We start from the raw sequence: 23,502 nt of genomic DNA on the forward strand, positions 1-23,502 counted from the left end.
GATTTTTTTAAAGAAATGCGGTATAATAAATTTTAATTAAAGGAGAGAATGCATGTCTAATTATCGTAGAACTTCAAAACCAAAAACAGAACACATCAAAAAAGGCTTTACGGTCTTTCAAAAAACCGTTGCTACTATCGGTAGTATCCTAGGTTTGATTACCGCGAGTATCACTATCATGAACGCCTTGGATAATAACAAAAATACTAAAAAAGAGCCTACGACAACCCAGACGACAACCATTGTCAAAGAAATTCAAAAGGAATCCCCTCAGGAAAACACTAGTCCCAATAAGGAAAATAACACTTCTCAAGAAAAAACACAACAAGAAGAAACGCCAAAATCCAGCATCAAGGAAGAGAAAAAAGAAGAGCAGAAAACAGCAACTCAGGACTCTACTACACCTGCTCCAACTAAACCTACCACTGAAAATGAAAAACAGCCCAATACTCCAACATCAGAAAATAAAAGCAATCAATAGCCAGAAAAATAGCTTCTTTCCAATCTTGGAAAGAAGCTATTTTTTATTATGCGACTTTCAGTCCGTCTCGCTCCGTTAGGTGCGAGACAAATAAACCACCCGCTATGCGGGTACGCGTCGAAGGTTATACTAAAAAAACTCCGAACGCGATACAATAAAGGTGTTCAAGCCAATTGTAAAGCGAAAGGAGAAAAATATGGCACAAAAGGCACATAGTTTATCACACACAAAGTGGATGTGTAAATATCACATTGTGTTCACCCCTAAGTATAGACGAAGAGTCATCTATAATCAATATAGAAGTAGTTTAGGCGAGATATTTCATCGATTGTGTAGTTATAAAGGAGTTGAAATTATCAAAGGACACTTGATGCCAGACCATGTACATATGTTAGTCAGTATTCCACCGAGGATAAGTGTTTCGAGTTTCATGGGTTATTTAAAAGGGAAAAGTGCACTCATGATGTTTGACAAACACGCCAATCTCAAATACAAGTTTGGGAATCGGCATTTCTGGGCGGAAGGTTATTATGTGAGTACGGTTGGACTCAATGAAGCTATAATTAAGAAATATATTCAAGATTAAAGAAATTATCCAGTGGATGATTTCTTCACGAGTATGAAAATTTGAGAACGAGTAAAGCATGATATAGCACTAGATAAATTAAGTGTAAAAGAATATGAGGATCCCTTTAGGGATAGTGGTAAGTAATACCAAAGCCTCTTTGAGAGGCAAGTGACGAGTCAAGAGCAATAAGGCTTGAACAAAGTGAAAGCCAGCGTCTTTAGGCGCTGGCTGGTAATTTGGGCTTATAGCCCTGGTACAAACCACCCGTTAGACGGGTGGTCATGATTGTTGTAAAACTTTTCTTGGTTTAGTCCCCTCAGCTGGACCGATGACACCTGCCATCTCAAGTTCTTCCATAAGACGGGTCGCACGGTTAAAGCCAACAGACAAACGGCGCTGAATCATGGATGCGCTGGCTTTCTGAGTTTCAATTACCAAAGCCTTGGCCTCTTCGAAGAGCGGATCTCCACCGGCATCTCCATCTGAAAATTCACCTTCATTTTCAGAAACTTCTCCCGGATCAAAACTCTCATCGTAGTCTGCATCTGCCTGAGCCTTGATATAGTTTACAATGCGTTCGACATCATCATCCGAGATAAAAGATCCTTGGAGACGAACAGGATGATTTTCATCGATAGGTTTAAAGAGCATGTCTCCTCGACCAAGCAGTTTTTCTGCTCCATTTTCATCCAAAATCGTACGGGAATCTGTTCCTGATGAAACCGCAAAAGCCACTCGAGATGGGACATTGGCCTTGATCAGACCAGAAATGACGTCAACGGATGGACGCTGAGTCGCAAGAATCATGTGGATACCAGCAGCACGCGCCTTCTGCCCTAGACGGATGATAGCATCTTCTACTTCCTTGCTGGCCACCATCATAAGGTCAGCCAACTCATCCACAATCACAACAATGAATGGTAGCGGAATCTGCTTGTATTCAGACTGGGCATTAAACTCTTCTACCTTGGCATTAAAGCCTGCAATATTCCGAACTCCCACCTTGGCAAAGAGTTCATAACGATTTTCCATTTCATCCACAACCTTTTGCAGGGCCTTGCTGGCTTTGCGTGGATTGGTCACAACTGGAATCAAGAGATGGGGAATATCATTGTAAACAGACAACTCAACCATCTTGGGATCGACCATCATAAATTTAACTTGATCGGGTCTCGCCTTCATGAGAATGCTAGCGATAATGCCGTTAACTGCTACCGACTTCCCTGAACCCGTTGAACCTGCGACTAGCAAGTGGGGCATTTTAGAAAGGTCAAAGGCTCTTGCGGTGCCATTAACAGCCTTACCTAAAGGAATTTCCAAGAGATTTTCTGCTTTCGTTTGAGATTGTTCCCAAAGTTCACGGAAAGATACAGTGGCAATCTCGGAGTTGGGAACTTCGATTCCGACTAGAGATTTCCCTGGGATAGGTGCTTCGATTCGGACATCCTTGGCTGCCAAGGCTAGAGCGAGGTCATCTGCGAGATTGGAAATACGGTTAACCCTTACACCAACGGCCGGCTTGACTTCATACTTGGTCACTGATGGTCCAATTTCGGCCCGTTCAACTGTTACCTTGATACCAAAGCTAGCAAAGGTTTCTTCTAGGATTTTGATGTTTTCTCGGACGATTTTCTTCTCTTTAGACTGATCCTTTGGTTTATCAGGAGCAAAGAGTTGTAAACTTGGAAGTTTGTATTCAAGGGCTTCCTTGGCTGAAAAATCGACCTGAACATCTTCATCGTCAGAGCCATCTTCCTGTTCAGGGAATTCCAGCTCAGGTTGAGGTAGGATGATTTCTGGTTCCACCCAGTCCTCTTCTGGAACAGGTGGAAGATCCTGAACAGCCTCTTCTGTCAGAATTTCACCCGTTTCCATATCAACAGGAGGCAAATCGAGTAAAGCTTTTTCAGCCTCCTCTTGTTCTAATCTAGCCTCTTGCTCAGCCTTTTGGCGAGCTTTTTCTTCTTGTTTAACAAAGCGTTCCTCTTTTCGACGCTCATGCCCTTCTCGCCATTTAGCAAAGCCGCTACTGAAAAATTCCGCAATATCGTAAACAGACCAAGGACTGACTAGGAGAGCGCCTGCTAAAATCAAGATAGAACCGATAAAGTAAGTACCGATATTTGAGAAGAGAAAGGCGGTTGGCATATAAAGAGCAACTCCAATCAAGCCACCTCCAGCAAAACTGGTCGTTCGAAAACCAGTTAAATCCGTCACGACCTGAGCCATGGTCCCTTTTAATACCGACTTATCTAAACCATATTTCCAAACCAAGTAGGCCTCAAAAATCAAGAGCAAGCCAGCAAATATGGTGAAAAAGCCAGATAAGAGCCCCTCCTGTTTTCGTATCCACTTGAAAAAGAAGAGATAGAGCAGGATGCCGAATATTGCCAGATAAGCTAAGCTTCCTACCAGCAAGCGTATTAAATTGTAAAGGGTAATACCTGCAGCCCCTAATTTAAAGGCTGCGAAAATCAATAAAATCGCGATTCCCAACGAAATCAACATTCGTTGAATCGCTTCTTTTCTTTCGAGTTCTGCTTTAGACGGTCTCCGTCTTGTTTTACTTGTATTCTTGTTTGCCATTCTTCTATTATACCATATTTCACAAGCATTTCGGAAAGAGAAAAAGACTGCACCAAATGGTCCAATCTTTTCATTTTATATCTAAGTTTTATGCTTGTGGTTTACGAAGGTAACCATAAACTACACCACTAACAAGTGCTCCAATCAAGACAAAGACAAGGTAAAGAAGGGCATTTGTTGTAAGGGCAATGACGAAGATTCCTCCGTGTGGTGCCATGAGTTTGATACCAGTAAGACCAACGAGGCCACCTGCTACTGCTGAACCAAGGATAAAGCTTGGGATTGCACGAGCTGGGTCAGCGGCACCAAATGGAATTGCTCCCTCGGTGATAAATGACAAGCCCATGATAATGTTTGTCAAACCAGAGTTGCGTTCTTCCTTAGTAAATTTATCTTTAAAAAGAAGAGTTGCGACAAAGATGGCAAGCGGTGGAACCATTCCTCCAGCCATAACTGCTGCCATAGCTACTGAACCACCTGAAGAAACAGATGCTGCTAGTGTACCTGTACCAAAGACATAAGCCGCTTTGTTAACTGGTCCACCCATGTCGACAGCCATCATTCCACCAAGGACGATACCAAGAAGGACAGCTGAACCTCCTCCAAGACCTCCAAGGAAATCATTCATAGCAGTGTTAATTGCTGCCATCGGGATGTTAACAGCTAACATGACAAATCCTGTCAAGATTGTTCCAAGAAGTGGCAAGAGAAGGATTGATTTAGCACCTTCAAGTGAACGAGGAACTTTAACGTATTTCTTGATAGCAAGAACCAAAGCACCTGCGATAAATCCACCAACAAGGGCACCTAGGAAACCAGATGAGACACCTGCAAGAGTTGAAGTTGCTTCACCACCTGCTGCATAAGGGATTTTCCCAAAGGCAAAACCTTCTTTGGCAATAGCACCAGCCACGAAACCTGCTACCAAACCTGGTTTTTCAGCGATAGAGTAGGCAACATAACCTGCAAAGACTGGGAGCATCAAGCCAAAGGCTGCACCACCAATTTTCATGAACATAGAAGCTAACTCATGGTAGGAACCAAGATTGCCAAGATTTTCATTTGGAACACCCAAAGCCCCATCAATCAAGAAGGCAAGGGCAATCATGATACCACCACCGATAACGAATGGCAACATTTGAGATACACCACTCATCAAGTGTTTGTAGAAGGCACCACCAAGGCTTTGTTTTTCATTGCTTGCGGTTGCAGCTTTTACTCCATTAGCAGCACGGTAAACTTCAGCATCCCCAGAAAGAGCCAAGTTAATCAATTCTTCTGTCTTACGGATCCCGTCAGCAACCGGACGATTAATCAATGGTTTACCATCGAAACGATCCATTTCAACTGCCTTGTCTGCTGCGATGATAACAGTTTTAGCCTTGAGGATGTCTTCTGCTGTCAATTGGTTCCCAACACCGCTAGCACCATTGGTTTCAACCTTGATCCCAACACCCATTTCAGCAGCCACTTTTTGAAGGGCTTCTTGAGCCATGTATGTGTGGGCGATACCTGTTGTACAAGCTGTAACTGCTACGATAAAGTCTCCAGATTCATTAGCAGAAGCCTGAGCTGGTTCCTCAGCTTTTTCTGAAGCTTGGTCAAAAAGTTCGATGACTTGATCAGCTGATGTCGCTTGACGAAGTTTGTCAGCAAATCCGTCTTTCATCAAGTATTGAGACAATTCTGCCAAGGCAGCCAAGTGAGTATCATTGGCACCTTCTGGAGCAGCAATCATAAAGAAGAGGTCAGTTGGTTGGCCATCTAAACTTTCGTAGTCAACACCCTTATTTGACTTAGCAAAGAGAACAGTTGCTTCCTTTACAGCAGCATTTTTGCTGTGTGGCATAGCGATACCATCACCCAAACCTGTAGAAGTCAAAGCTTCACGCGCTAAGATTCCTTCTTTAAAAGTTTCAAAATCTGTCACGTATCCGTGTTCTACCAAGCTATGAATCATTTCTTCGATAGCTGCTGTTTTTTCAGTTGCTTGCAAATCAAGCAACATGACATCTTTTCTCAATAGGTCTTGAATTTTCATCGTTTTTCTACCTCAACTTTTTCATATGTTTCTTTAATAAATACTACAGTTGCTAAATCATCTGAGAATGTGGTTGCTGTTCCACATGCCACTCCCCACTTGAAGGCTTCTACTGCATCTTTTGATTTGACAAATTCACCAGTAAATCCAGCAACCATCGAGTCACCAGCACCAACTGAGTTTTTAACGGTTCCCTTGATAGGTTTAGCAAAGTATGCTCCCTCTGATGTTACCAAAAGGGCTCCATCGCCAGCCATAGAAATAATCACGTTTTGAGCACCTTTAGCCAGCAACTCTCGAGCATATTTCTCTATTTCATCTAAGCTTTCGAGTTTCACTCCAAAGATAGCTCCAAGTTCATGATTGTTTGGTTTAACTAAAAGTGGTTGATAATCCAAACTATCGATTAAGGTCTGACCTTCAAAGTCACAAACCACTTGAGCACCTGTTTGACGAGTCAAGGCAATCAAATCCTTGTAGATGACATTGCCTAAGTTTTTAGCACTAGACCCCGCAAAAACAACTGTATCTTCTGCTGTTAAACTCGAAAGAATGGCTTTCAACTCTTCAAGTTTCTCTGGTTCAACACTAGGACCCATTCCGTTAATTTCTGTTTCTTGCTCTGCTTTAATCTTGACATTGATACGCGTATCTTCTGCCACTTGGACAAATCGTGTCTCAATTTGCTCTTCAGCCAAAGTGTCTGTAATAAATTTACCAGTAAAACCTCCGATAAATCCAGTTGCCGTATTAGGAATACCCAACCGTTTCAAGACACGGCTAACATTGATACCTTTACCACCAGCAAATTTATCATCACTGTCCATACGATTGACACTACCAACTTGGACTTGATCCAAACGAACGATATAGTCAATGGATGGATTGAGTGTGACTGTATAAATCATACTTCTATTACCTCCGTTTTCTCCTTAATAACCTGCAAGAGCTCATGCCCTTGACTTGTGATAACAATAGCTCGTTTGAGTGGTGCCACCTTGGCAAAGCAAGTTTGTCCAATTTTAGACGAATCCACCAAGACATAGGTCTGTTTGGCATTCTCTAAAATAGCACGCTTAACAGCTCCCTCCTCCATATCAGGAGTCGTATAATAACCATCGTCCACACCATTCATCCCGATAAAGGCACGGTCAAAGTGCAATTGATTAATCTGGTTGAGAGCAACGCCACCGATGCTCGCATCAGTTGTCATCTTGACTCCACCACCAATAATGACTGTTGGGATTTGCTTATCCACTAATTGAACCGCATGGTGAATGGAATTGGTTACCACTGTAATGTCTTTTCGCTCTAATTCCTTAATGAGAAAGGCTGTCGTACTTCCTGCATCCACAAAGATAACATCTTTTTCTTTGATGAGGGAAGATGCTCTTTGAGCAATCAACTTTTTCTCTTGAAGGTTTTTGACAGATTTTTCTTGAATGGTTTCTTCTTCTTGCAAGGAGTGAGGCAACTCTGCTCCTCCATGCACTCGACGAAGTTTATTTTCAGACTCCAATTCATCTAAATCACGTCTGACCGTTGATTCTGAAGTATCTAACAAACCTACTAATTTCTCAAGTGAGACGATTTTATGCTGTTTCAATTCTTCTAAAATCACCTGTTTTCGTTCACTTTTTAGCATGAACCCACCTCCTGTTAACGATTACATTATTCATTCTATCATAAAAAAAATCAAAGTCAAGCATTTTTTATCACTTTCTTTCATTTTCTATCACTGGCTCCTCAACTTTAAATAAATTTGCAAGAAAGAAGGCTTTATGGTAGACTAGGTTAGTAAACAATGGAAGATTACTCAAGAGGCTTAAGAGGCCGTGTTGGAAACGCGGTAGGCGTGTTAAAGCGTGCGTGGGTTCGAATCCCATGTCTTCCGTTTATTTTCAAAAAAGATACCCAAGATTTCTTGGGTATCTTTTTTCTTATATGCTTGTTTTCTAACTTGGGTGAATTTCTTAGAAAATATCAAATAACAATTTCACATTTAGAATTGTTAAGATAATGGAAACAATATAACCAAGGATGGTATTCCATTTGGCATTGGTAAATTCGCCCATCAGTGATTTCTTAGAAGTTAGATAAATCAAAGGGAAGATTGAAAACGGAAGAGCGATTGAAAGAAAGACCTGCGAATAGACCAATAACTGATCCAAGGTTTTTTCCTGATGACCAAACACAACCGCTACAATCATGACAGGCAACAAGGCAAAGAGACGAGTTGCCAAACGAATGAACCACTGAGGCAATCGCATATGCAAGAATCCTTCCATAACGATTTGTCCTGTCAAGGTACCTGTGATAGTCGAATTTTGACCACTGGCTAATAAAGCCAAGGCAAACAAGGTTGATAAGGTCGAGCTAGCTATAGCTCCTGCAATAGTAGAATCCTGCAAGGCATTATACATTTGAGAGAAGGCAGAAATCTCAGATGCATGGCCGAAAAAGAGAGCCGCCCCGAGAATTAATAGAAGGGAGTTAACCACAAAGGCCAAGGATAATTGGAGATTTGAATCCCAGGTCATAAAGCGCACGGCTTTTCGAACATCATTCTTGTCCTTGTGATTGATTTTCCGAGTTTGAGACAAGGAAGAATGCAAATAGAGGTTATGGGGCATAACCGTTGCTCCCACGATCCCTAGTGCCAAGGTTAATTGACTTTCATGTCCTGGCAAAGGACTCTCAAATAAGGTCGAATTGGGTAAATAACCCTCAGCAATTCCTTGGAAACTTGGATTTGATAAAGCTACCAGATAAGTAAAGATTGCTAAAATCGTTAAAATCAGTGTTGTCACAATAGCTTCTATCTTCTTAAAGCCAAATTTCATCAAAAGCAATAAGAGAAAGACATCTAGAACCGTCAAAAGGATGGCTATCATAATCGGAATCTTAAAGAGAAGATTGAGAGCAATGGCTGAACCTAGAACTTCTGCCAGGTCTGTCGCCATCAAGGCCAACTCCAAAATCACCCATAGACTATAACGAAGCCATTTTGGTGAGTGATGAGCTGTTGCTTGAGCCAGGTCCATCTGGGTTACAATCCCTAGCTTTCCTGCCATCTGCTGAAGTTGCATGGCAATGAGAGATGAAATCAAGATAACAAACAAGAGACTATACTTATAGGAAGCACCACCGACTACACTGGTAATCCAGTTTCCTGGATCCATATAACCAACTGCGACAAGAGCACCCGGACCTAAAAAGGCCTTTAAATTTTGCCAGAAATGATTGTTATTTGGAGTATCGATAGATTGATTAATCTCAGAGAGTGACACTTTTTTATGAGAAGACATAGATACTTACCTCTTTCTAAACCTACTTTTTCATTATTTTCTATTAGAGAAAAATAAGATTGACTTTAAACTATTAAAACAATGAAAACTATATGAAAAACATTTAGTTTTTTCATTATTTTTCTTAAGGCACCTTAATATTTTTCTTAAGGCACCTTAATTATAACACAAACAATGAAAACTATATGAAAAACATTTAGTTTTTTTCATTATTTTTCTTAAGGCACCTTAATTATAACAGAAAATATGATAAAAACTTAAGAAAATTCAGGACTTGATTTAATATTTAGGATACAACTGAAAATTGTATCCTTTTTGTATAAAAGAATACCAAGGAATACTAAAGAATAAAACAAAAAACGTTGTAAAAACAACGTTTTAGAAAGATTTACAAAACAATGTAAATTATTAATGGAGCCGGTGGGAGTCGAACCCACGTCCAAACACCTGCTAACATATTTGTCTACAACCATAGGTTATGTATTGTTTTAACAGCTCCTCGACACATAACTCAAGCCTAGGAACTGCGAGTCTATCAATCTCTTATCAAACTGCTAGACAAAGTTTGATCGTATCTCGCTAATAATAAGACCTATCATCAGACACGAGCAATCCGAATCGGGTCACGCCTGCTGGTTTTTAGGCAGCTAGAGCGTAAGAAGTGTTATTTTTTGCAGTTATATTTAACTGAGCGTTTACGTCGCCACACGAGTCGCAAAATATGCCTCATAATGCCTGTCGAATCCGTAACGACCCCAAAAGACAATAAAACCATTATACCTTATCTAACTCAAAAATGCAAAAAGGAAATCAACTAACTACAAAAGATAGTCTTTCAAAGCTTTGGTCAAAACTTGATAACCAGCAACACTGAGGTGCAACCCATCAGTAGTATATTCTTTTTTTAGTTGGCCTGCCTGGTCTGTCAAACTATCAAAAACTGGCACAAATTCTACCTGCATATAGGCAGAAGCAAGTTCTTGATAGGCTTGATTCCATTTCTGAATTTTTTCATTTGTGCGGATATAGACTGTCTGCTTGTACTCCTCTCCTTCATTGACTGGCAAAATAGAAAGCAATTTTATCTCAGTTAATGGATAATCGCGAGCAATGGATTGTATGATAGCTTCGAAATTATTGAGAGCCTCATTCACAGGTACATCTTTTCCGATATCATTTGTCCCAATCAGAAGGACAATTTTATCTACCGCTCCACCGTAAAGATGCGCATCTAGATTCTCTCGTAACAGCCTTGTCTGATAACCTCGAATGCCTCGATTGACAATTGTCTTTGAAGTCCCAAATAATTCCTGTAGAGGATAATATTCGACAATAGAGTCCCCAATAAAAAGAATGTCGGGCTCTAGAACAGAAACCTGATTTAAGTGACGGTACTTGGTTTGAATTTTTCCTTGTTCCTTTAGGAGCCAATTTTCTAATAACTGTACTGCCACTTCATTCTCCTTTTTCTAACCAGTTTTCCAAAACTTGATAAACTCCTCCTTGGCTGTTGGCTGGGGCTAGAGCAGTCGCCACAGCTTTGGCCTTGTCATCAGCATTTTCCATCGCATAGGCAATTCCAGCCATTTCAAGCATTTCAACATCATTTTCACTGTCACCAAAAGCCATAATTTGTTGGGGGTTCAATTCCCAACGCTTGAGTAATTCTTCCAAGCCCCATGCTTTATGAATCCCAGCTTGAAGGATATCAATGCAACCATAGCCGCTCGATACAGCCCGAACACGGCCATCAAAGAGATCATTGATTTCTTCCAAGACCGAATTCAACCGTTCCTCACCAACAACCATACTCATCTTGAGCACACCACCAAAGAGGTCAGAGGTTAACTCATCCACAAACTGCATCCGTTGATAGAATTTTTCAATCATTTCTGGAGTCATAAAACTTTCAAGATCTGTAAAAATGGTACCTTCTTTGACGAAACCACCCTTCATCCCCGTTACAACAAACTGGTCCTGACACGCTCGATCCTTGAAATGAGCCAAAGCCTTGTCGACAATAGCATCATCCCAAGTCTGGGCCTGAATCAGTTCATTGTTTTCAAAAATACGAGCACCATTAGCAACAACCAAAATCACTCGATCCACCAAGTGCTCCAGTAGTTGCCTCATGCGGTGAATTTCATTCCCAGTCGCGATGACAAAACGAATACCCCTTTGATCCAACTGATCTAAAATCTTTTCCAAGCGTGGAATATCAAGCTGGCCTCTGGCATCCAGCAAGGTCCCATCCATATCTGTCGCAATTACTTTAATCGTCATTTTCTTTCCTCTGGATTCAAGCTAGTCCCACTTCAATCCTACATGTTCGTTCATTTCTTTATAGGCTGTATCAATTCGTTCCTTAGTTGCTTCATCTAACTGGTCACGATGACTACCACCCTCGATAAAATCTTCTAAGATATAGGTTTGGTAAAGGAAGAGTGGATAACCTTCTGGAGAATAGGTTCCTTTCGGTGTACGGTTTACCCAAGAAGGATGCGCTTTGGCAGTTTCGATTGTCGTCTTACCTGCTTTTTTCTTAATGGTCACATCCATGAGCACGCCACGCTCTGTCCACTTAGCATTCTCTTCGTCTTGCATGGTTTCAATTCGTTGATTGGAAATGAAGTTCCCCATTGAATAGATAATGAGTTTCTTATCCCCATCTTTTTCAACTGTTTCAGATGGTTCTACAACGTGAGGATGCCCTCCAAAGATAATATCCGCTCCCCAATCAATCATCTTGTGATAAAGAGCCTTTTGTTCTTCAGTTGGCTCCAAGCGATACTCCACACCCATTTGAGGCATAATAATGGTAATATCCGCTTCCTTCTCTGCTCGTTCAATTTCAGCCTTCATCTTGTCTTCATTTAAATCTGAAAGATAGCGGTTATAGTCTTCTTGAGAAATACTTTGCTCAATTCCATTAAATCCATAAGAATAGGCCAAAAGTGCAACCTTGATGCCGTTCACTTCCTTGATAACCAGTGGAGCTTGATCACGGGACTCATGCGTATACACTCCAATAGGTGTCATTCCTGCCTTCTCAATAGCATCTGCTGTTGAAACCACACCTTCTATTTGTGAATCTAGGATATGGTTATGCGCCAAGTCTAGCACTTGATAACCGGCATCCTTGATAGCATCCATGACTTCTCCAGGTGCATTAAAGAGAGGATAACCTGCCAAATAGTGGTCCTTGTTAACAGTACCTTCAAAATCGCCTATAATCAGATCTGCTTGTTTGAGCCATGGTTTCACATAATCAAAATTTTCATGAAAATCATAGGTCCCATCTTCTTTTAAAGCAGAACGATAGATGGGAATATGATAGAGGAGGTCCCCGTTGGCCATAATTCTAGCAGTTTTTTCCTCTTCCTGATCTTTGGAATTTTGATTCGTCTTATTAGCTTCTTGAGAAATAGTATCCTTTTTCTGACTAGTCAAGGGAATTCCTTGAAAACTTTCAAATAATAAGACCAAGCCCATTGATAAAGCAACTGCTAGCAAGAGTATCGCCACAAATCCCTTATTACTCCACTTACGATAACTCCTAAAAAAGTTTACAAACCCCCTCATAAAACGAAAAGCTGAACCACGCTGATTTCTATCTTGTCTTCTTTGCATCTTCATTCTCCCTACTTTCTTATGCAAGCCTTTTCTTTTTATTATATCACAGATAAGAAATTCTTTCACAACTGAATCGAACCTGCTAGGCATTTTCTATATAAGCTCGATGCCGTAATACTTTCAATCCTTGACATTTTGTGATATCATGTAGAGGTAATGAAAGGAGAGAAAATGTCTGCAATAGAACGTATTACAAAAGCTGCTCACTTAATTGATATGAACGATATTATCCGCGAGGGGAACCCAACTCTACGCGCAGTTGCTGAGGAAGTTACTTTCCCCCTATCTGATCAGGAAATCATCCTTGGTGAAAAGATGATGCAATTCCTTAAACATTCCCAAGATCCTGTCATGGCTGAAAAATTGGGACTCCGCGGTGGGGTTGGACTGGCTGCTCCTCAATTGGATATCTCAAAACGCATTATCGCTGTTTTGGTACCTAATATTGTCGAAGAAGGCGAAACTCCACAAGAAGCCTACGACTTGCAAGCCATTATGTACAATCCCAAAATCGTCTCTCACTCTGTTCAAGACGCTGCTCTTGGTGAAGGAGAAGGTTGCCTATCTGTTGACCGTAACGTGCCTGGCTATGTTGTTCGCCATGCCCGCGTTACTGTTGACTACTTTGACAAAGATGGGGAAAAACACCGTATCAAACTTAAAGGTTATAACTCCATTGTTGTTCAGCATGAAATTGACCACATAAACGGCATCATGTTTTACGATCGTATCAATGAAAAAGACCCATTTGCAGTTAAAGATGGTTTACTGATTCTAGAATAAAGAAAATCCCGTTGCATGACGGGGTTTTGTGTTATAATAGAGGCATGAAAACAAATGATATTGTCTATGGCGTCCACGCCGTTACCGAAGCCCTCCTTGCAAATACTGGCAACAAACTCTACCTCCAAGAAGACCTACGAGGTAAGAATCTTGAGAAAGTCAAGGAACTGGCTACAGAAAAGAAGGTGTCCATTTCTTGGACTTCAAAAAAATCCCTCTCTGAGATGACTGAAGGTGCTGTTCACCAAGGTTTTGTTCTACGAGTGTCTGAATTTGCCTATAGCGAATTAGAACACATCCTAGCAAAAACACGTCAAGAAGAAAATCCACTTCTATTAATTCTGGACGGGTTAACCGACCCTCACAACTTAGGTTCCATCTTAAGAACCGCCGATGCGACCAATGTTTCAGGTGTTATCATTCCCAAGCACCGTGCTGTCGGTGTTACTCCTGTCGTTGCCAAAACGGCCACAGGTGCTATTGAGCACGTTCCCATCGCTCGAGTAACCAATCTAAGCCAAACTCTAGATAAACTCAAGGATGAAGGATTCTGGACCTTTGGAACAGATATGAATGGGACTCCTTGCCACAAGTGGAATACAAAAGGGAAAATCGCCCTCATCATCGGAAATGAAGGAAAAGGCATCTCTAGCAACATCAAAAAACAGGTCGATGAAATGATTACCATTCCTATGAATGGACATGTTCAAAGCCTCAATGCCAGTGTTGCTGCAGCCATTCTCATGTACGAAGTTTTCCGAAATAGACTATAAAAAAGTTTCCAGTCATCTGATTGGAAACTTTTTTATGATTATACTCAATGAAAATCAAAGAACAAACTAAGAAACTAGCCGCAGGTTGCTCAAAGCACTGCTTTGAGGTTGTAGATAAGACTGACGAAGTCAGCTCAAAACACTGTTTTGAGGTTGCAGATAAAACTGACGAAGTCAGTTACCTATATCTACGACAAGGCGAAGTTGACGTGGTTTGAAGAGATTTTCGAAGAGTATTAACTATGTTCGGTGATAAACTTGTAAGCTTCTTGACCAGCGATAGCTCCATCTCCAACTGCTGTTGTCACTTGACGAAGGTCTTTCAAGCGAACATCACCAACTGCAAAGATACCGTCAACTGCAGTTTTCATGTGGTTATCTGTCACAATCCAGCCTGCTTGATCTTGGATATTCAATTCTTTAACAAAATCGCTAAGAGGGTCCAATCCAACATAGATAAAGACACCACCGAAGGCTTGCTCTGTCACTTGACCTGTTTTCACATTTTCAAATACGACAGATTCTACTCGGTTTTCACCCTTGATTTCTTTCACTACAGAATCCCAGATAAAACTGATCTTCTCATTCGCAAAGGCGCGGTCTTGTAAAACCTTTTGGGCACGAAGTTGGTCACGACGGTGAACAATGGTAACAGTCTTAGCAAAGCGAGTCAAGAAGAGGGCTTCTTCAACAGCTGAATCTCCACCACCGACTACCAACAAATCTTGGTCACGGAAGAAAGCACCATCGCACACGGCACAGTAAGAAACACCACGACTGTTCAGTTCTTCTTCTCCAGGTACTCCCAAAGGACGGTGTTTAGAACCAGTTGCTACGATAACTATACGTGTTTCATATGTTTGATCATCAGTCATCACTTTCTTAAAATCACCATGGTCTTCGACATTTTCAACATAGCCATAAATGTGCTCAACACCAAGGTTTTCAAGTGGTTCAAACATCTTTTCTGCCAATTCTGGCCCACTAATATTAGCGTATCCTGGGTAATTTTCGATATCCGATGTATTGTTCATCTGACCACCTGGTAGACCACCTTCAATCAAGGCTACTTTCAAATTACTTCGAGCAGCGTACAAGGCCGCAGTCATCCCTGCAGGTCCAGCACCGATAATAATAGTATCGTACATATAGTTTCCTTCTTTCTTGTTGTAACTATCTTTATTCTAACTCTTTCTTGTCAATCACGCAAGGATTATGCCTTAAAAACAAGAATTAAACTCATAACCGCAAAGGATAATACTGGAACAACCAAGACTCCAATCATAATCATATCATAGAGATGGGCTTGGCGAGCCTTGGCTGTCTTATCAACTCCCGACATGGCTCTCAATCCAATCCAAATCCCTAAAAAAATCAGGACAAGGATGGTAGTCAAGATCAAACTCTCGAAATATAAAGAAAATAGTTGCAGTAGCATGATTTCTCTCATTTCTATCTTTTTTAAAGAGTAAACTCAGCTAGTCCAGCTAACTGAGTTTTTCTTTATCTATTATATCAAATATAAGTCCGTTTGTAACTAGCAAAGAATTCTTTTGTCCGCTCTTCTTTAGGATGGTGGATAATCTCATCCGGTGTTCCAGACTCAATGATTTTTCCCTTATCTAAGAAGAGAATCTTATCAGCCACTTGAGCTACAAAGGACATGTCATGGCTGACTAAAATCATGGTTTGACCTGACTTAGCAGCATCTGCAATAGACTTCTCTACTTCGCCGACTAATTCTGGGTCAAGGGCTGAAGTTGGTTCGTCTAAGAGCAAGACATCTGGTTTCATAGCAAGCGCACGCGCTAGGGCAACCCGTTGCTTTTGTCCACCTGATAAATGGCGAGGATAATGGTTTTCACGATCAGAAAGCCCAACCTTAGCCAACTCTTCCTTGGCAATCTTAGTCGCTTCTTGGTCAGATAATTTCTTGACAACAACCAAGCCTTCTTTCACATTATCAAGTGCTGTACGGCGTTCAAACAAATTAAACTGTTGGAAAACCATAGACAGCTTACGACGTAGGGCAAGGATCTCTTCTTGAGTGATTTTAGAAAAATCAACTGAGAAATCATCAATCTGAATAGAGCCACTGTCAGGTGTTTCAAGATAATTGAGACTGCGAAGGAAGGTTGATTTTCCAGCTCCTGAAGAACCAATCAAGGCGACAACTTCCCCTTTTTGAATATCCAAGTCCAGATGATTCAAGACAGTCTGTCCTGAAAAGGATTTGCTTAAATTCGAAATCTTAATCATTAACGAAGGTCTCCTTTCACATCTGTTTGCACTGTATCTGGTGCAGAAATAGCCATTTTCCTCTCGATGAAACGACCGAGGCTTTCAATTCCAATATTGACTACCCAATAAACAAGGGCAACGGAGATAAAGCGTTCAAAATAGCGGTAATCAGCTCCACCTAAAATCTGAGCTTGGGCAAAGACTTCCACAACACCCGCACTAAAGGCTAGGGATGTTCCCTTGGTCAAGCCGATTAAGGAATTGATCAAGGTTGGTGTCGCCACAACAGCTGCATTTGGAATAATCACTCGACGATAAACTTGTGCTCGAGTCATACCCAGACTGCGTGCCGCCTCAATCTCACCAGGATTGACTGAGAGAATGGCTGCACGAATGGTTTCACTAGCATAAGCCGCTTCATTAAAAGCAAAGGCGACAATCGCAAAAGCAGCAGCTGGAATAGCATTGATATTGAGACCAGTTCCCCATTGTTGATTGAGGGCTTTCAAAGCCAAAGGGATTCCGTAGTAGGTCAACATGAGTTGCACCAAAATTGGTGTCCCTTTTAAAAAGCTAACAAAGAAGGCCTGTAAGGGATATAAAATCTTGACACGATTAATTTTCACAATGGCAAAAAGAAGTGCTAAAACCAAGCCAAAAAGGGCACCACCAATTGTCAACATAATCGTTATTGGAAGTTGTTGGACAATTCTAGGGATTCCATCAAAGACCGAACGCAAGCTAAAAAGCTTGCCATCCGGAATCAATTGCATCAAGTTTTGGTACCAATCTGATGCTAAAATCGTTGTAACATTCATAAAAACATCCTCTCCTGATAATGATTCATTCTACCATACTTCTGCCGTCAATGAAATTATTTGCTATGGTCAGATACGAACTTTGTCTATCTACTAGTTTATCATACTTTGAAACAGGGAGGTTATATATTTTATCTATCAAAGAGATAAGTAAAAACTATTTCAATCCCAATTCTTCATAAGGTTTTCGATAACCGATTTGTTTAACAGTTCCATTCTCCACTAAAATGGGGCGTTTTAACAACATACCGTCACTTGCTAGCAACTCAGCTGCTTCTTGGTTTGACAGACTTCCTACCTTATCTTTCAGCCCTAATTCACGGTATTTGATTCCACTGGTGTTGAAAAATTGCTTCAACTCAAAACCTGAGGTTTCTAACCAGTTTAAAATAACTTCTTGGCTTGGTGTTTCTTCCACGATATGAACAGCTTTATAGTCCACACTGAGTTGGTTTAATTCTTGTTTTGCTTTTTTACAAGTTGAACATTTTGGGTATTCGATAAATTCTAACATGTCTTTCACTTTCTATTGTTTATGTCTTTAAAATCTGCACCTTCATGCTCCAAGAGCCAGGCTTTCTTTTCCATTCCTGCCGCATAACCTGTCAGACGCTTGCCTGCGCCCAGCACACGATGACAAGGTACTAAGATAGACCAAGGATTGCGTCCCACTGCTCCACCAATAGCTTGAGCAGAATCCACTTGCAGTTCTTGGGCTATTTGTCCATAGGTCACTGTCTGACCATAAGGAATTCCCTGTAAGTAGGACCAAACTCGCTTTTCAAAATTCGTTCCGATTGGAGCCAAGGGCAAGTCGGATAACTCTTGAGACTTGCCTTTAAAGTAAGCATCTAAGCAAGCAATAACTGGGTCTAAAATAGGATGACTAACAACTTCTTCGATCGTTTCATCTCCTAGTCCCCTCTCAAAATTCTTCTGCTCCTGCACCCAAATTCCATACAAATAATGGTCATCAGCTACCAGTGATAGAATACCAATTGGCGAAGAGTAGAGAATTTTTGCGTACTTCTTTTGCATTATTTCTTCAATTTTTGATAGGCCAAGCGTTCCCCATCAACCGGCACCTTACCGACCTGTTTAAAACCCAGTTTTTCAAAAATATGTTGCATAACCTTGTTTTCAGAGTGCGTATCTGAGCGAAAATCTAGATAATCAAAGCCTTCAATCAAGCCCTCTAAAAAGGTTTGAGCAACTCCCTGTCTCTGTACAGCTGCTGCCACAGCAATACGGTGAAAGATTAGATACTCTGACTCTCCAGCTTGCCATTTTCCTTCATAAATGGCTTCATAGGCTGCCTCTGGACTCTTGGTCACAGCAGCATAAGCTAGTAGTTCTCCCTCTTCTAAGGCTACGTAGGCCTGGCCTGAGATAATATCCTCAATAACAACATCAGCATTTGGATAACCATTTTGCCACTGGTCACTACCAGCATCTGCTAAACATTTTTTAGCATCCTCCATCACCTGCATGATGGCATCTACTTCATTTGGAAAAGCTAAACGAATCTCCATCTTTTCTCCTCATTTCTGACTAGTTTCTCCCATCATAGCATAATTTAAGCCTTTTCACAAGCAGTTAAAACTTGACTTTCTGTTTTTATTTTCTTATAATCTAGTTATTAAAACTAGATAAAAATGAGTTGAAAATGAAAACTACCTTTTCCTACCCAAAATGGGCAGAAATTCCAAACATTGACCTCTATCTAGATCAGGTTTTGCTTTATGTCAATCAGGTCTGCGCTCCTATCTCTCCTGATAAAGAAAAGGGCCTGACAGCATCTATGGTCAATAATTATGTGAAACATGGTTACCTGACAAAGCCTGATAAGAAAAAATACCAACGCCAACAGATTGCACGTTTGATTGCTATCACAACCCTCAAGTCTGTATTTTCTATTCAAGAAATAGCCCAGACACTTAATACTCTACAAAGTCAAGCAAATTCAGATCAACTCTACGATGCTTTTGTGGACTACATGAACCAAGGAATTGACCCAGCTAACCCTATTATCCAAACTAGCTGCCAAACCGTTAAACTCTATCATCAAACTCTAGCCTTAATCCACCATACTGAAGAGGAGATAATCCAATGAACACTAGCCTTAAACTCAGCAAACAACTCAGTTTTGGAGAGGAGATCGCTAATAGCGTGACCCATGCTGTGGGTGCAGTCATCATGCTGATCTTACTCCCTATTTCGTCCACCTATAGTTATGAGACACATGGATTTTTATCATCTATCGGCGTTTCCATTTTCGTCATCAGTCTCTTTCTCATGTTTCTATCATCCACCATTTATCACTCTATGGCCTATGGTTCGACCCATAAATATGTCTTGAGAATCATTGACCATTCTATGATTTACGTTGCCATTGCTGGATCTTACACGCCCGTCGTATTAACCTTAATGAATAACTGGTTTGGCTATCTGATTATTACCATCCAGTGGGGAACGACCATCTTTGGTATTCTCTATAAAATCTTTGCTAAAAAAGTCAATGAGAAATTTAGCCTTGCTCTTTACCTGATTATGGGCTGGTTGGTTCTGGCTATCATTCCTGCCATTATTAGTCAAACGACACCAATTTTCTGGAGTCTCATGGTAACTGGCGGACTCTCTTATACAGTTGGGGCTGGATTTTACGCCAAGAAAAAACCTTATTTCCACATGATTTGGCATCTCTTTATCCTAGCTGCGTCCGCACTCCAATACATCGCCATTGTTTATTATATGTAAAAAAGTTGAGAAATTCAATCTCAACTTTTTTCTTTACACATATTGATAAAATACTGGTGCAAGCGCACATCATCAGTCAATTCTGGATGAAAAGAAGTTACCAACATATTTTTTTCTTGGGCTGCAACGATTTGATTATCAACTGTTGCTAGAATTTCTACACCCTCTCCAACACTACTGATAATCGGACCACGAATAAAGGTCATTGGAATTTGACCAACTCCCTTACATTCTGCTTCCGTATAGAAACTCCCTAGTTGGCGCCCATAGGCATTGCGCTCGACCACCATATCCATAGTTCCAAGATGACTCTCGTCCTGAGAAGTAATTTCCTTAGCTAGCAAAATTAAACCTGCACAGGTCCCAAACACTGGTAATCCAGATAGAATGGTTTCTCGAATGGGAATCAGCATGTCCTGGTCACGTAAAAGCTTGCCCATGGTTGTAGACTCACCACCGGGTAAAATCAAACCTGACAAGTCACTCTGATGTTGTTGAAAATCTTCAAGATTTCGCAATTCAATACTTTCAACTCCTAGTTCAGCAAGCACTTTTTCATGTTCTACAAAGGCTCCCTGCAAGGCTAATATTCCGATTTTCATCTATTTTCCTCGCTCAGCCATGAGAATTTGGATTTCATTTTCATTAATACCAACCATGGCTTCTCCTAAATCTTCAGAGATTTGAGCTAGGATTTGAGGATTTTGGAAGTTAGTCACAGCCTTAACAATAGCACTCGCTCGTTTAACAGGATCGCCTGACTTGAAAATTCCTGAGCCAACAAAGACGCCTTCAGCACCAAGTTGCATCATCAGCGCAGCATCTGCTGGCGTTGCAACGCCTCCAGCTGCGAAGTTTACAACTGGCAATTTCCCATGTTCATGGACATATTGAACCAATTCTACAGGTACTTGCAAGTCCTTCGCAGCAACATAAAGTTCGTCCTCGCGTAGATTTTGAATGCGGCGAATTTCCTGATTCATCATACGCATATGACGAACGGCTTGGACGATATCCCCCGTACCCGGTTCTCCTTTTGTACGAATCATAGAAGCACCTTCAGCGATACGACGCAAGGCTTCCCCCAAGTCCTTCGCCCCACAGACAAAAGGAACTTGAAATTCTTTCTTGTCCACATGGAAACGGTCATCGGCTGGAGATAGAACTTCACTCTCATCGATATAGTCAATTTCAATAGCCTCTAAAATCTGAGCTTCAACAAAATGGCCAATTCTGACCTTGGCCATCACTGGAATGCTAACCGCTTCTTGGATTTCCTTAATCATCTTTGGGTCACTCATGCGGGAAACCCCACCAGCTGCACGAATATCAGCTGGAATCCGCTCCAAGGCCATAACAGCTGCCGCACCAGCAGCCTCTGCAATACGGGCCTGTTCAGGATTTTGCACATCCATGATAACCCCACCCTTGAGCATCTGCGCCAAGTTTTTATTTAGTTCATAACGATTTTCAGTCATTTGTTTTATCCTCATCATTTGTATTGGTAGCTACCATTTCATTTTAAGTTAGATTAGAATGAAGTACAAGATAAAAAAATCGTAATTGTATGGGTACAGATTAACTAATACTCTTCGAGAATCTCTTCAAACCACGTCAGCTTCACCTTGGATTATATATGTGACTGACTTCGTCAGTTCTATCTGCAACCTCAAAACAGTGTTTTGAGCTGACTTCGTCAGTTCTATCGACAACCTCAAAGCTGTGCTTTGAGCAACCTGTGGCTAGCTTCCCAGTTTGCTTTTTGATTTTCATTGAGTATAAAAAACTATCCGACCTTAACTTAAGGCCAGATAGCTCATTTATTTTTATTTTTCTGCTGTAAGTGCAGCCATTGTGATGTAGTTGTAAGGTTTATTAAAGTGTGGCAAGAAGAATAGGTCTGTCAATGCCAATTTATCAATTGTAACGTGTTCTTGGATAGCAAGTGAGAACATGTGGATTCCCATGCTGATAGCTGAATCACGTGATACCATTTGAGCGCCAAGAATTTCGCGGCTGTCTTTATCAAAGACAATCTTGATAGCTACTTCATAGTTGTCATGCTTCATAAATTCTGGTTTTTGAAGATCGTTGAATCCAGTTTCAGTTGCATTGTAACCTGCAGCTTTTGCTTTTTCAAGTGTCAAACCAGTTGAAACCATGTGAAGACCATAGATTGAGATACCGTTTGATCCTTGAACACCGATTCCTTCAAGTTCATGTCCACAAGCGTTGTAGGCACCTACGATACCGGTACGAACAGCGTTTGAAGCAAGCGCGATGTAGCTAGTGTCTTTACGAGCGTTGTCATAAACAGTCGCACAGTCACCCACTGCATAAACACCTGGAATTGATGTTTCTTGTTTCTTGTCAACAAGGAAGGCTCCGTTACGGAAGAGTTCAATCTTACCGTCAGCAAGAGCTGTGTTTGGACGGAATCCAACTGCAAGAACAACCATATCCACATCAAATGTTTCTTTGTCAGTAATCAAGCGTTCAACTTTACCATCACCTTCGATAGCTTTAACAGTTTGTCCAAGAGCCAAACGGATGTTGTGGTCTTCCAAGTTTTTAGCCATCATTTGTGTGAAGTCTTTGTCATAGTATCCGTTCAATACTGTGTCAACGATATCAACAAGGACAACTTCTTTTCCAAGACGTTCGAAAGCCTCAGCAAGCTCAACACCAATGTAACCACCACCAACTACAGCGATACGTTCAAGGTGTTTGCTCTTATCAGCAAGTTTGTTGATAACTTCTTCAGCATTTTGATACAATTTAACGAATTGTACGTTTTCAAGAGTTGCTTTGAACTCACGGTTACCTTTAACAATTTCAACACCTTCAATTGGAGGCAAAATTGGTGTAGAACCAGTAGCAAAGATCAACTTATCGTATGATTCTTTGTGTTCTTTTCCTTCAACTTCTGCAGTAACAACTTTGTTATCGTAGTCGATTGAAAGTACAGGTGAGTTCATGTAAATTTTCGCACCTTTAGCTTCAAGCATTTCTTTATCAGAGTAGAACAAGCCTTCAGGACCGTCGATTTGCTCACCAATCCAAAGGGCCATTCCACATCCTAGGAAAGAGATGTTAGAGTTTTGGTCAAATACAACGATTTCGTTCTCATTTCCAAAATTATCCAACATAGTATTAATACATGCTGTACCAGCGTGGTTAGCACCAACTACAACGATTTTACTCATAGAAAAATTCCTACCTTCAATTTTATATTTACTCTTCTAGTATAACATTTACTGTTAGCGTTTACAAGAGTTTTGCTGATTTTCCTGATTTTTTTGTAAAAAAATGTAAATAATCTGTATTTTACCATCCTTTCTTACAATTATTCTTTATTTTCTGAGCATATTTCTTGACAACTTTACAAATTTTATTTGTGAAAACGCTGACTTTATGGTATGCTAGTATCATGGAAAGAAAATGTAAGGGGTTAAATTTAATATAAACTCAACATATTTCAGCCTTCTTTTCATAAGAGAAAGGAGTTGGTAG

General features: G+C 40.8%; 24 protein-coding genes, 1 tRNA gene, 1 other RNA gene and 1 pseudogene. 8 read left to right on the top strand and 19 right to left on the bottom strand.

From position 1 onward, the window contains the following. Positions 1-52: 52 nt before the first annotated feature. A complete protein-coding gene (locus tag QM959_RS06630) occupies positions 53-481 on the top strand; it encodes a DUF6556 family protein (protein WP_414372236.1) in 429 nt (142 codons plus the stop codon). A 196-nt stretch (positions 482-677) separates the two neighbouring features. After that, positions 678-1,064 (top strand): annotated as a pseudogene (tnpA, locus tag QM959_RS06635) (IS200/IS605 family transposase); the annotation flags it as partial. 264 nt (positions 1,065-1,328) lie between these two features. On the opposite strand, the gene QM959_RS06640 reads toward tnpA, so the two are convergent. The 4 genes from QM959_RS06640 to QM959_RS06655 form a co-directional block, all read right to left on the bottom strand. Beyond that, complete coding sequence (locus QM959_RS06640; RefSeq protein ID WP_414372238.1) at positions 1,329-3,635, bottom strand: DNA translocase FtsK; 2,307 nt, start codon at positions 3,633-3,635, stop codon at positions 1,329-1,331. 88 nt (positions 3,636-3,723) lie between these two features. Then, positions 3,724-5,676: a fructose-specific PTS transporter subunit EIIC gene (locus QM959_RS06645; RefSeq protein ID WP_414372240.1), complete on the bottom strand. Its 1,953-nt coding sequence runs from the start codon at positions 5,674-5,676 to the stop codon at positions 3,724-3,726. Beyond that, the gene (gene pfkB, locus QM959_RS06650; protein WP_414372241.1) at positions 5,673-6,584 is read right to left on the bottom strand and encodes a 1-phosphofructokinase; all 912 of its coding nucleotides are present in this window, start codon (positions 6,582-6,584) and stop codon (positions 5,673-5,675) included. Before pfkB ends, QM959_RS06645 begins: the two co-directional genes overlap by 4 nt. Then, a complete protein-coding gene (locus QM959_RS06655; protein WP_414372243.1) occupies positions 6,581-7,321 on the bottom strand; it encodes a DeoR/GlpR family DNA-binding transcription regulator in 741 nt (246 codons plus the stop codon). Before QM959_RS06655 ends, pfkB begins: the two co-directional genes overlap by 4 nt. A 161-nt stretch (positions 7,322-7,482) precedes the next feature. On the opposite strand from QM959_RS06655, the gene QM959_RS06660 reads away from it, so the two are divergent. Next, a tRNA-Ser gene (locus QM959_RS06660) sits at positions 7,483-7,570 on the top strand. Between the two features lie 79 nt (positions 7,571-7,649). Here the strand turns inward: QM959_RS06660 and QM959_RS06665 are convergent. The 5 genes from QM959_RS06665 to QM959_RS06685 form a co-directional block, all read right to left on the bottom strand. Then, positions 7,650-8,984, bottom strand: a complete 1,335-nt coding sequence (locus tag QM959_RS06665) for an Nramp family divalent metal transporter (RefSeq protein WP_414372244.1) — start codon at positions 8,982-8,984, stop codon at positions 7,650-7,652. Between the two features lie 409 nt (positions 8,985-9,393). Continuing rightward, positions 9,394-9,741, bottom strand: a transfer-messenger RNA (tmRNA) gene (gene ssrA, locus QM959_RS06670). 61 nt (positions 9,742-9,802) lie between these two features. Continuing rightward, on the bottom strand, positions 9,803-10,438 hold the full coding sequence (locus QM959_RS06675) for an SGNH/GDSL hydrolase family protein (protein WP_414372245.1): 636 nt from the start codon (positions 10,436-10,438) through the stop codon (positions 9,803-9,805). Position 10,439: 1 nt separating this feature from the next. Then, positions 10,440-11,267, bottom strand: a complete 828-nt coding sequence (locus tag QM959_RS06680) for a Cof-type HAD-IIB family hydrolase (RefSeq protein WP_261075804.1) — start codon at positions 11,265-11,267, stop codon at positions 10,440-10,442. A 21-nt stretch (positions 11,268-11,288) separates the two neighbouring features. Further along, positions 11,289-12,614, bottom strand: a complete 1,326-nt coding sequence (locus tag QM959_RS06685) for a CapA family protein (protein ID WP_414372247.1) — start codon at positions 12,612-12,614, stop codon at positions 11,289-11,291. Positions 12,615-12,788: 174 nt separating this feature from the next. Here QM959_RS06685 and def point away from each other — a divergent pair, with 174 nt between their 5' ends. The 3 genes from def to QM959_RS06700 are packed head-to-tail and all read left to right on the top strand — an operon-like array spanning position 12,789 to position 14,391. After that, positions 12,789-13,400, top strand: coding sequence for a peptide deformylase (gene def / locus QM959_RS06690; RefSeq protein ID WP_001272952.1), 612 nt, complete (start codon positions 12,789-12,791; stop codon positions 13,398-13,400). A gap of 44 nt (positions 13,401-13,444) precedes the next feature. Further along, entirely contained in the window at positions 13,445-14,173 is a 729-nt protein-coding gene (rlmB, locus tag QM959_RS06695) for a 23S rRNA (guanosine(2251)-2'-O)-methyltransferase RlmB (protein WP_156012277.1), read from the top strand. A gap of 47 nt (positions 14,174-14,220) precedes the next feature. Beyond that, on the top strand, positions 14,221-14,391 hold the full coding sequence (locus QM959_RS06700; protein ID WP_414372249.1) for a hypothetical protein: 171 nt from the start codon (positions 14,221-14,223) through the stop codon (positions 14,389-14,391). Positions 14,392-14,409: 18 nt separating this feature from the next. On the opposite strand, the gene trxB is transcribed toward QM959_RS06700, so the two are convergent. The 7 genes from trxB to QM959_RS06735 all read right to left on the bottom strand — a co-directional run bounded on the left by trxB (position 14,410) and on the right by QM959_RS06735 (position 18,764). Next, positions 14,410-15,321: a thioredoxin-disulfide reductase gene (trxB, locus tag QM959_RS06705; protein ID WP_414372251.1), complete on the bottom strand. Its 912-nt coding sequence runs from the start codon at positions 15,319-15,321 to the stop codon at positions 14,410-14,412. A 65-nt stretch (positions 15,322-15,386) separates the two neighbouring features. Further along, complete coding sequence (locus tag QM959_RS06710; protein ID WP_000926599.1) at positions 15,387-15,611, bottom strand: DUF4059 family protein; 225 nt, start codon at positions 15,609-15,611, stop codon at positions 15,387-15,389. A gap of 77 nt (positions 15,612-15,688) precedes the next feature. Continuing rightward, a complete protein-coding gene (locus QM959_RS06715; protein ID WP_247953167.1) occupies positions 15,689-16,432 on the bottom strand; it encodes an amino acid ABC transporter ATP-binding protein in 744 nt (247 codons plus the stop codon). Next, positions 16,432-17,232 (bottom strand): amino acid ABC transporter permease, encoded by an 801-nt coding sequence (locus QM959_RS06720; RefSeq protein ID WP_049552098.1) that lies wholly within the window; start codon positions 17,230-17,232, stop codon positions 16,432-16,434. Before QM959_RS06720 ends, QM959_RS06715 begins: the two co-directional genes overlap by 1 nt. Positions 17,233-17,389: 157 nt before the next feature. Continuing rightward, positions 17,390-17,746 (bottom strand): arsenate reductase family protein, encoded by a 357-nt coding sequence (locus QM959_RS06725; protein WP_247934468.1) that lies wholly within the window; start codon positions 17,744-17,746, stop codon positions 17,390-17,392. Positions 17,747-17,751: 5 nt separating this feature from the next. Next, the gene (locus QM959_RS06730) at positions 17,752-18,270 is read right to left on the bottom strand and encodes a methylated-DNA--[protein]-cysteine S-methyltransferase (protein WP_414372253.1); all 519 of its coding nucleotides are present in this window, start codon (positions 18,268-18,270) and stop codon (positions 17,752-17,754) included. Further along, positions 18,270-18,764: an N-acetyltransferase family protein gene (locus QM959_RS06735; RefSeq protein WP_414372255.1), complete on the bottom strand. Its 495-nt coding sequence runs from the start codon at positions 18,762-18,764 to the stop codon at positions 18,270-18,272. The genes QM959_RS06730 and QM959_RS06735 overlap by 1 nt, the downstream gene beginning before the upstream one ends. Before the next feature lie 134 nt (positions 18,765-18,898). Between QM959_RS06735 and QM959_RS06740 the strand changes: the two genes are divergently transcribed. Further along, complete coding sequence (locus tag QM959_RS06740; RefSeq protein WP_414372257.1) at positions 18,899-19,345, top strand: DUF1836 domain-containing protein; 447 nt, start codon at positions 18,899-18,901, stop codon at positions 19,343-19,345. Beyond that, complete coding sequence (trhA, locus tag QM959_RS06745; protein WP_247934472.1) at positions 19,342-19,989, top strand: PAQR family membrane homeostasis protein TrhA; 648 nt, start codon at positions 19,342-19,344, stop codon at positions 19,987-19,989. Before QM959_RS06740 ends, trhA begins: the two co-directional genes overlap by 4 nt. A gap of 20 nt (positions 19,990-20,009) precedes the next feature. Here trhA and pdxT read toward each other — a convergent pair whose 3' ends face one another. The 3 genes from pdxT to nox all read right to left on the bottom strand — a co-directional run bounded on the left by pdxT (position 20,010) and on the right by nox (position 23,195). Beyond that, the gene (pdxT, locus tag QM959_RS06750; protein WP_414372259.1) at positions 20,010-20,591 is read right to left on the bottom strand and encodes a pyridoxal 5'-phosphate synthase glutaminase subunit PdxT; all 582 of its coding nucleotides are present in this window, start codon (positions 20,589-20,591) and stop codon (positions 20,010-20,012) included. Then, positions 20,592-21,467 (bottom strand): pyridoxal 5'-phosphate synthase lyase subunit PdxS, encoded by an 876-nt coding sequence (gene pdxS / locus QM959_RS06755; RefSeq protein WP_115904792.1) that lies wholly within the window; start codon positions 21,465-21,467, stop codon positions 20,592-20,594. It lies immediately after the preceding gene. A 348-nt stretch (positions 21,468-21,815) separates the two neighbouring features. Continuing rightward, positions 21,816-23,195 carry a H2O-forming NADH oxidase gene (nox, locus tag QM959_RS06760; protein ID WP_414372262.1) on the bottom strand — a complete coding sequence of 460 codons (1,380 nt, stop codon included), beginning with the start codon at positions 23,193-23,195 and terminating at the stop codon, positions 21,816-21,818. Positions 23,196-23,502 lie beyond the last annotated feature (307 nt).

This window comes from Streptococcus mitis (assembly GCF_047459985.1).
Taxonomy (GTDB): domain Bacteria; phylum Bacillota; class Bacilli; order Lactobacillales; family Streptococcaceae; genus Streptococcus; species Streptococcus mitis_DZ.

Coding starts and splice junctions, on each gene's coding strand:
- nox (WP_414372262.1), bottom strand. CDS start 23,195: ATGAGTAAAATCGTTGTAGTTGGTGCTAACCACGCTGGTACAGCATGT.
- QM959_RS06725 (WP_247934468.1), bottom strand. CDS start 17,746: ATGTTAGAATTTATCGAATACCCAAAATGTTCAACTTGTAAAAAAGCA.
- QM959_RS06720 (WP_049552098.1), bottom strand. CDS start 17,232: ATGAATGTTACAACGATTTTAGCATCAGATTGGTACCAAAACTTGATG.
- QM959_RS06680 (WP_261075804.1), bottom strand. CDS start 11,267: ATGACGATTAAAGTAATTGCGACAGATATGGATGGGACCTTGCTGGAT.
- QM959_RS06735 (WP_414372255.1), bottom strand. CDS start 18,764: ATGGAGATTCGTTTAGCTTTTCCAAATGAAGTAGATGCCATCATGCAG.
- QM959_RS06715 (WP_247953167.1), bottom strand. CDS start 16,432: ATGATTAAGATTTCGAATTTAAGCAAATCCTTTTCAGGACAGACTGTC.
- trxB (WP_414372251.1), bottom strand. CDS start 15,321: ATGTACGATACTATTATTATCGGTGCTGGACCTGCAGGGATGACTGCG.
- pfkB (WP_414372241.1), bottom strand. CDS start 6,584: ATGATTTATACAGTCACACTCAATCCATCCATTGACTATATCGTTCGT.
- pdxS (WP_115904792.1), bottom strand. CDS start 21,467: ATGACTGAAAATCGTTATGAACTAAATAAAAACTTGGCGCAGATGCTC.
- def (WP_001272952.1), top strand. CDS start 12,789: ATGTCTGCAATAGAACGTATTACAAAAGCTGCTCACTTAATTGATATG.
- QM959_RS06640 (WP_414372238.1), bottom strand. CDS start 3,635: ATGGCAAACAAGAATACAAGTAAAACAAGACGGAGACCGTCTAAAGCA.
- QM959_RS06700 (WP_414372249.1), top strand. CDS start 14,221: ATGAAAATCAAAGAACAAACTAAGAAACTAGCCGCAGGTTGCTCAAAG.
- trhA (WP_247934472.1), top strand. CDS start 19,342: ATGAACACTAGCCTTAAACTCAGCAAACAACTCAGTTTTGGAGAGGAG.
- QM959_RS06710 (WP_000926599.1), bottom strand. CDS start 15,611: ATGCTACTGCAACTATTTTCTTTATATTTCGAGAGTTTGATCTTGACT.
- QM959_RS06665 (WP_414372244.1), bottom strand. CDS start 8,984: ATGTCTTCTCATAAAAAAGTGTCACTCTCTGAGATTAATCAATCTATC.
- QM959_RS06630 (WP_414372236.1), top strand. CDS start 53: ATGTCTAATTATCGTAGAACTTCAAAACCAAAAACAGAACACATCAAA.
- QM959_RS06645 (WP_414372240.1), bottom strand. CDS start 5,676: ATGAAAATTCAAGACCTATTGAGAAAAGATGTCATGTTGCTTGATTTG.
- QM959_RS06685 (WP_414372247.1), bottom strand. CDS start 12,614: ATGCAAAGAAGACAAGATAGAAATCAGCGTGGTTCAGCTTTTCGTTTT.
- QM959_RS06655 (WP_414372243.1), bottom strand. CDS start 7,321: ATGCTAAAAAGTGAACGAAAACAGGTGATTTTAGAAGAATTGAAACAG.
- pdxT (WP_414372259.1), bottom strand. CDS start 20,591: ATGAAAATCGGAATATTAGCCTTGCAGGGAGCCTTTGTAGAACATGAA.
- rlmB (WP_156012277.1), top strand. CDS start 13,445: ATGAAAACAAATGATATTGTCTATGGCGTCCACGCCGTTACCGAAGCC.
- QM959_RS06730 (WP_414372253.1), bottom strand. CDS start 18,270: ATGCAAAAGAAGTACGCAAAAATTCTCTACTCTTCGCCAATTGGTATT.
- QM959_RS06740 (WP_414372257.1), top strand. CDS start 18,899: ATGAAAACTACCTTTTCCTACCCAAAATGGGCAGAAATTCCAAACATT.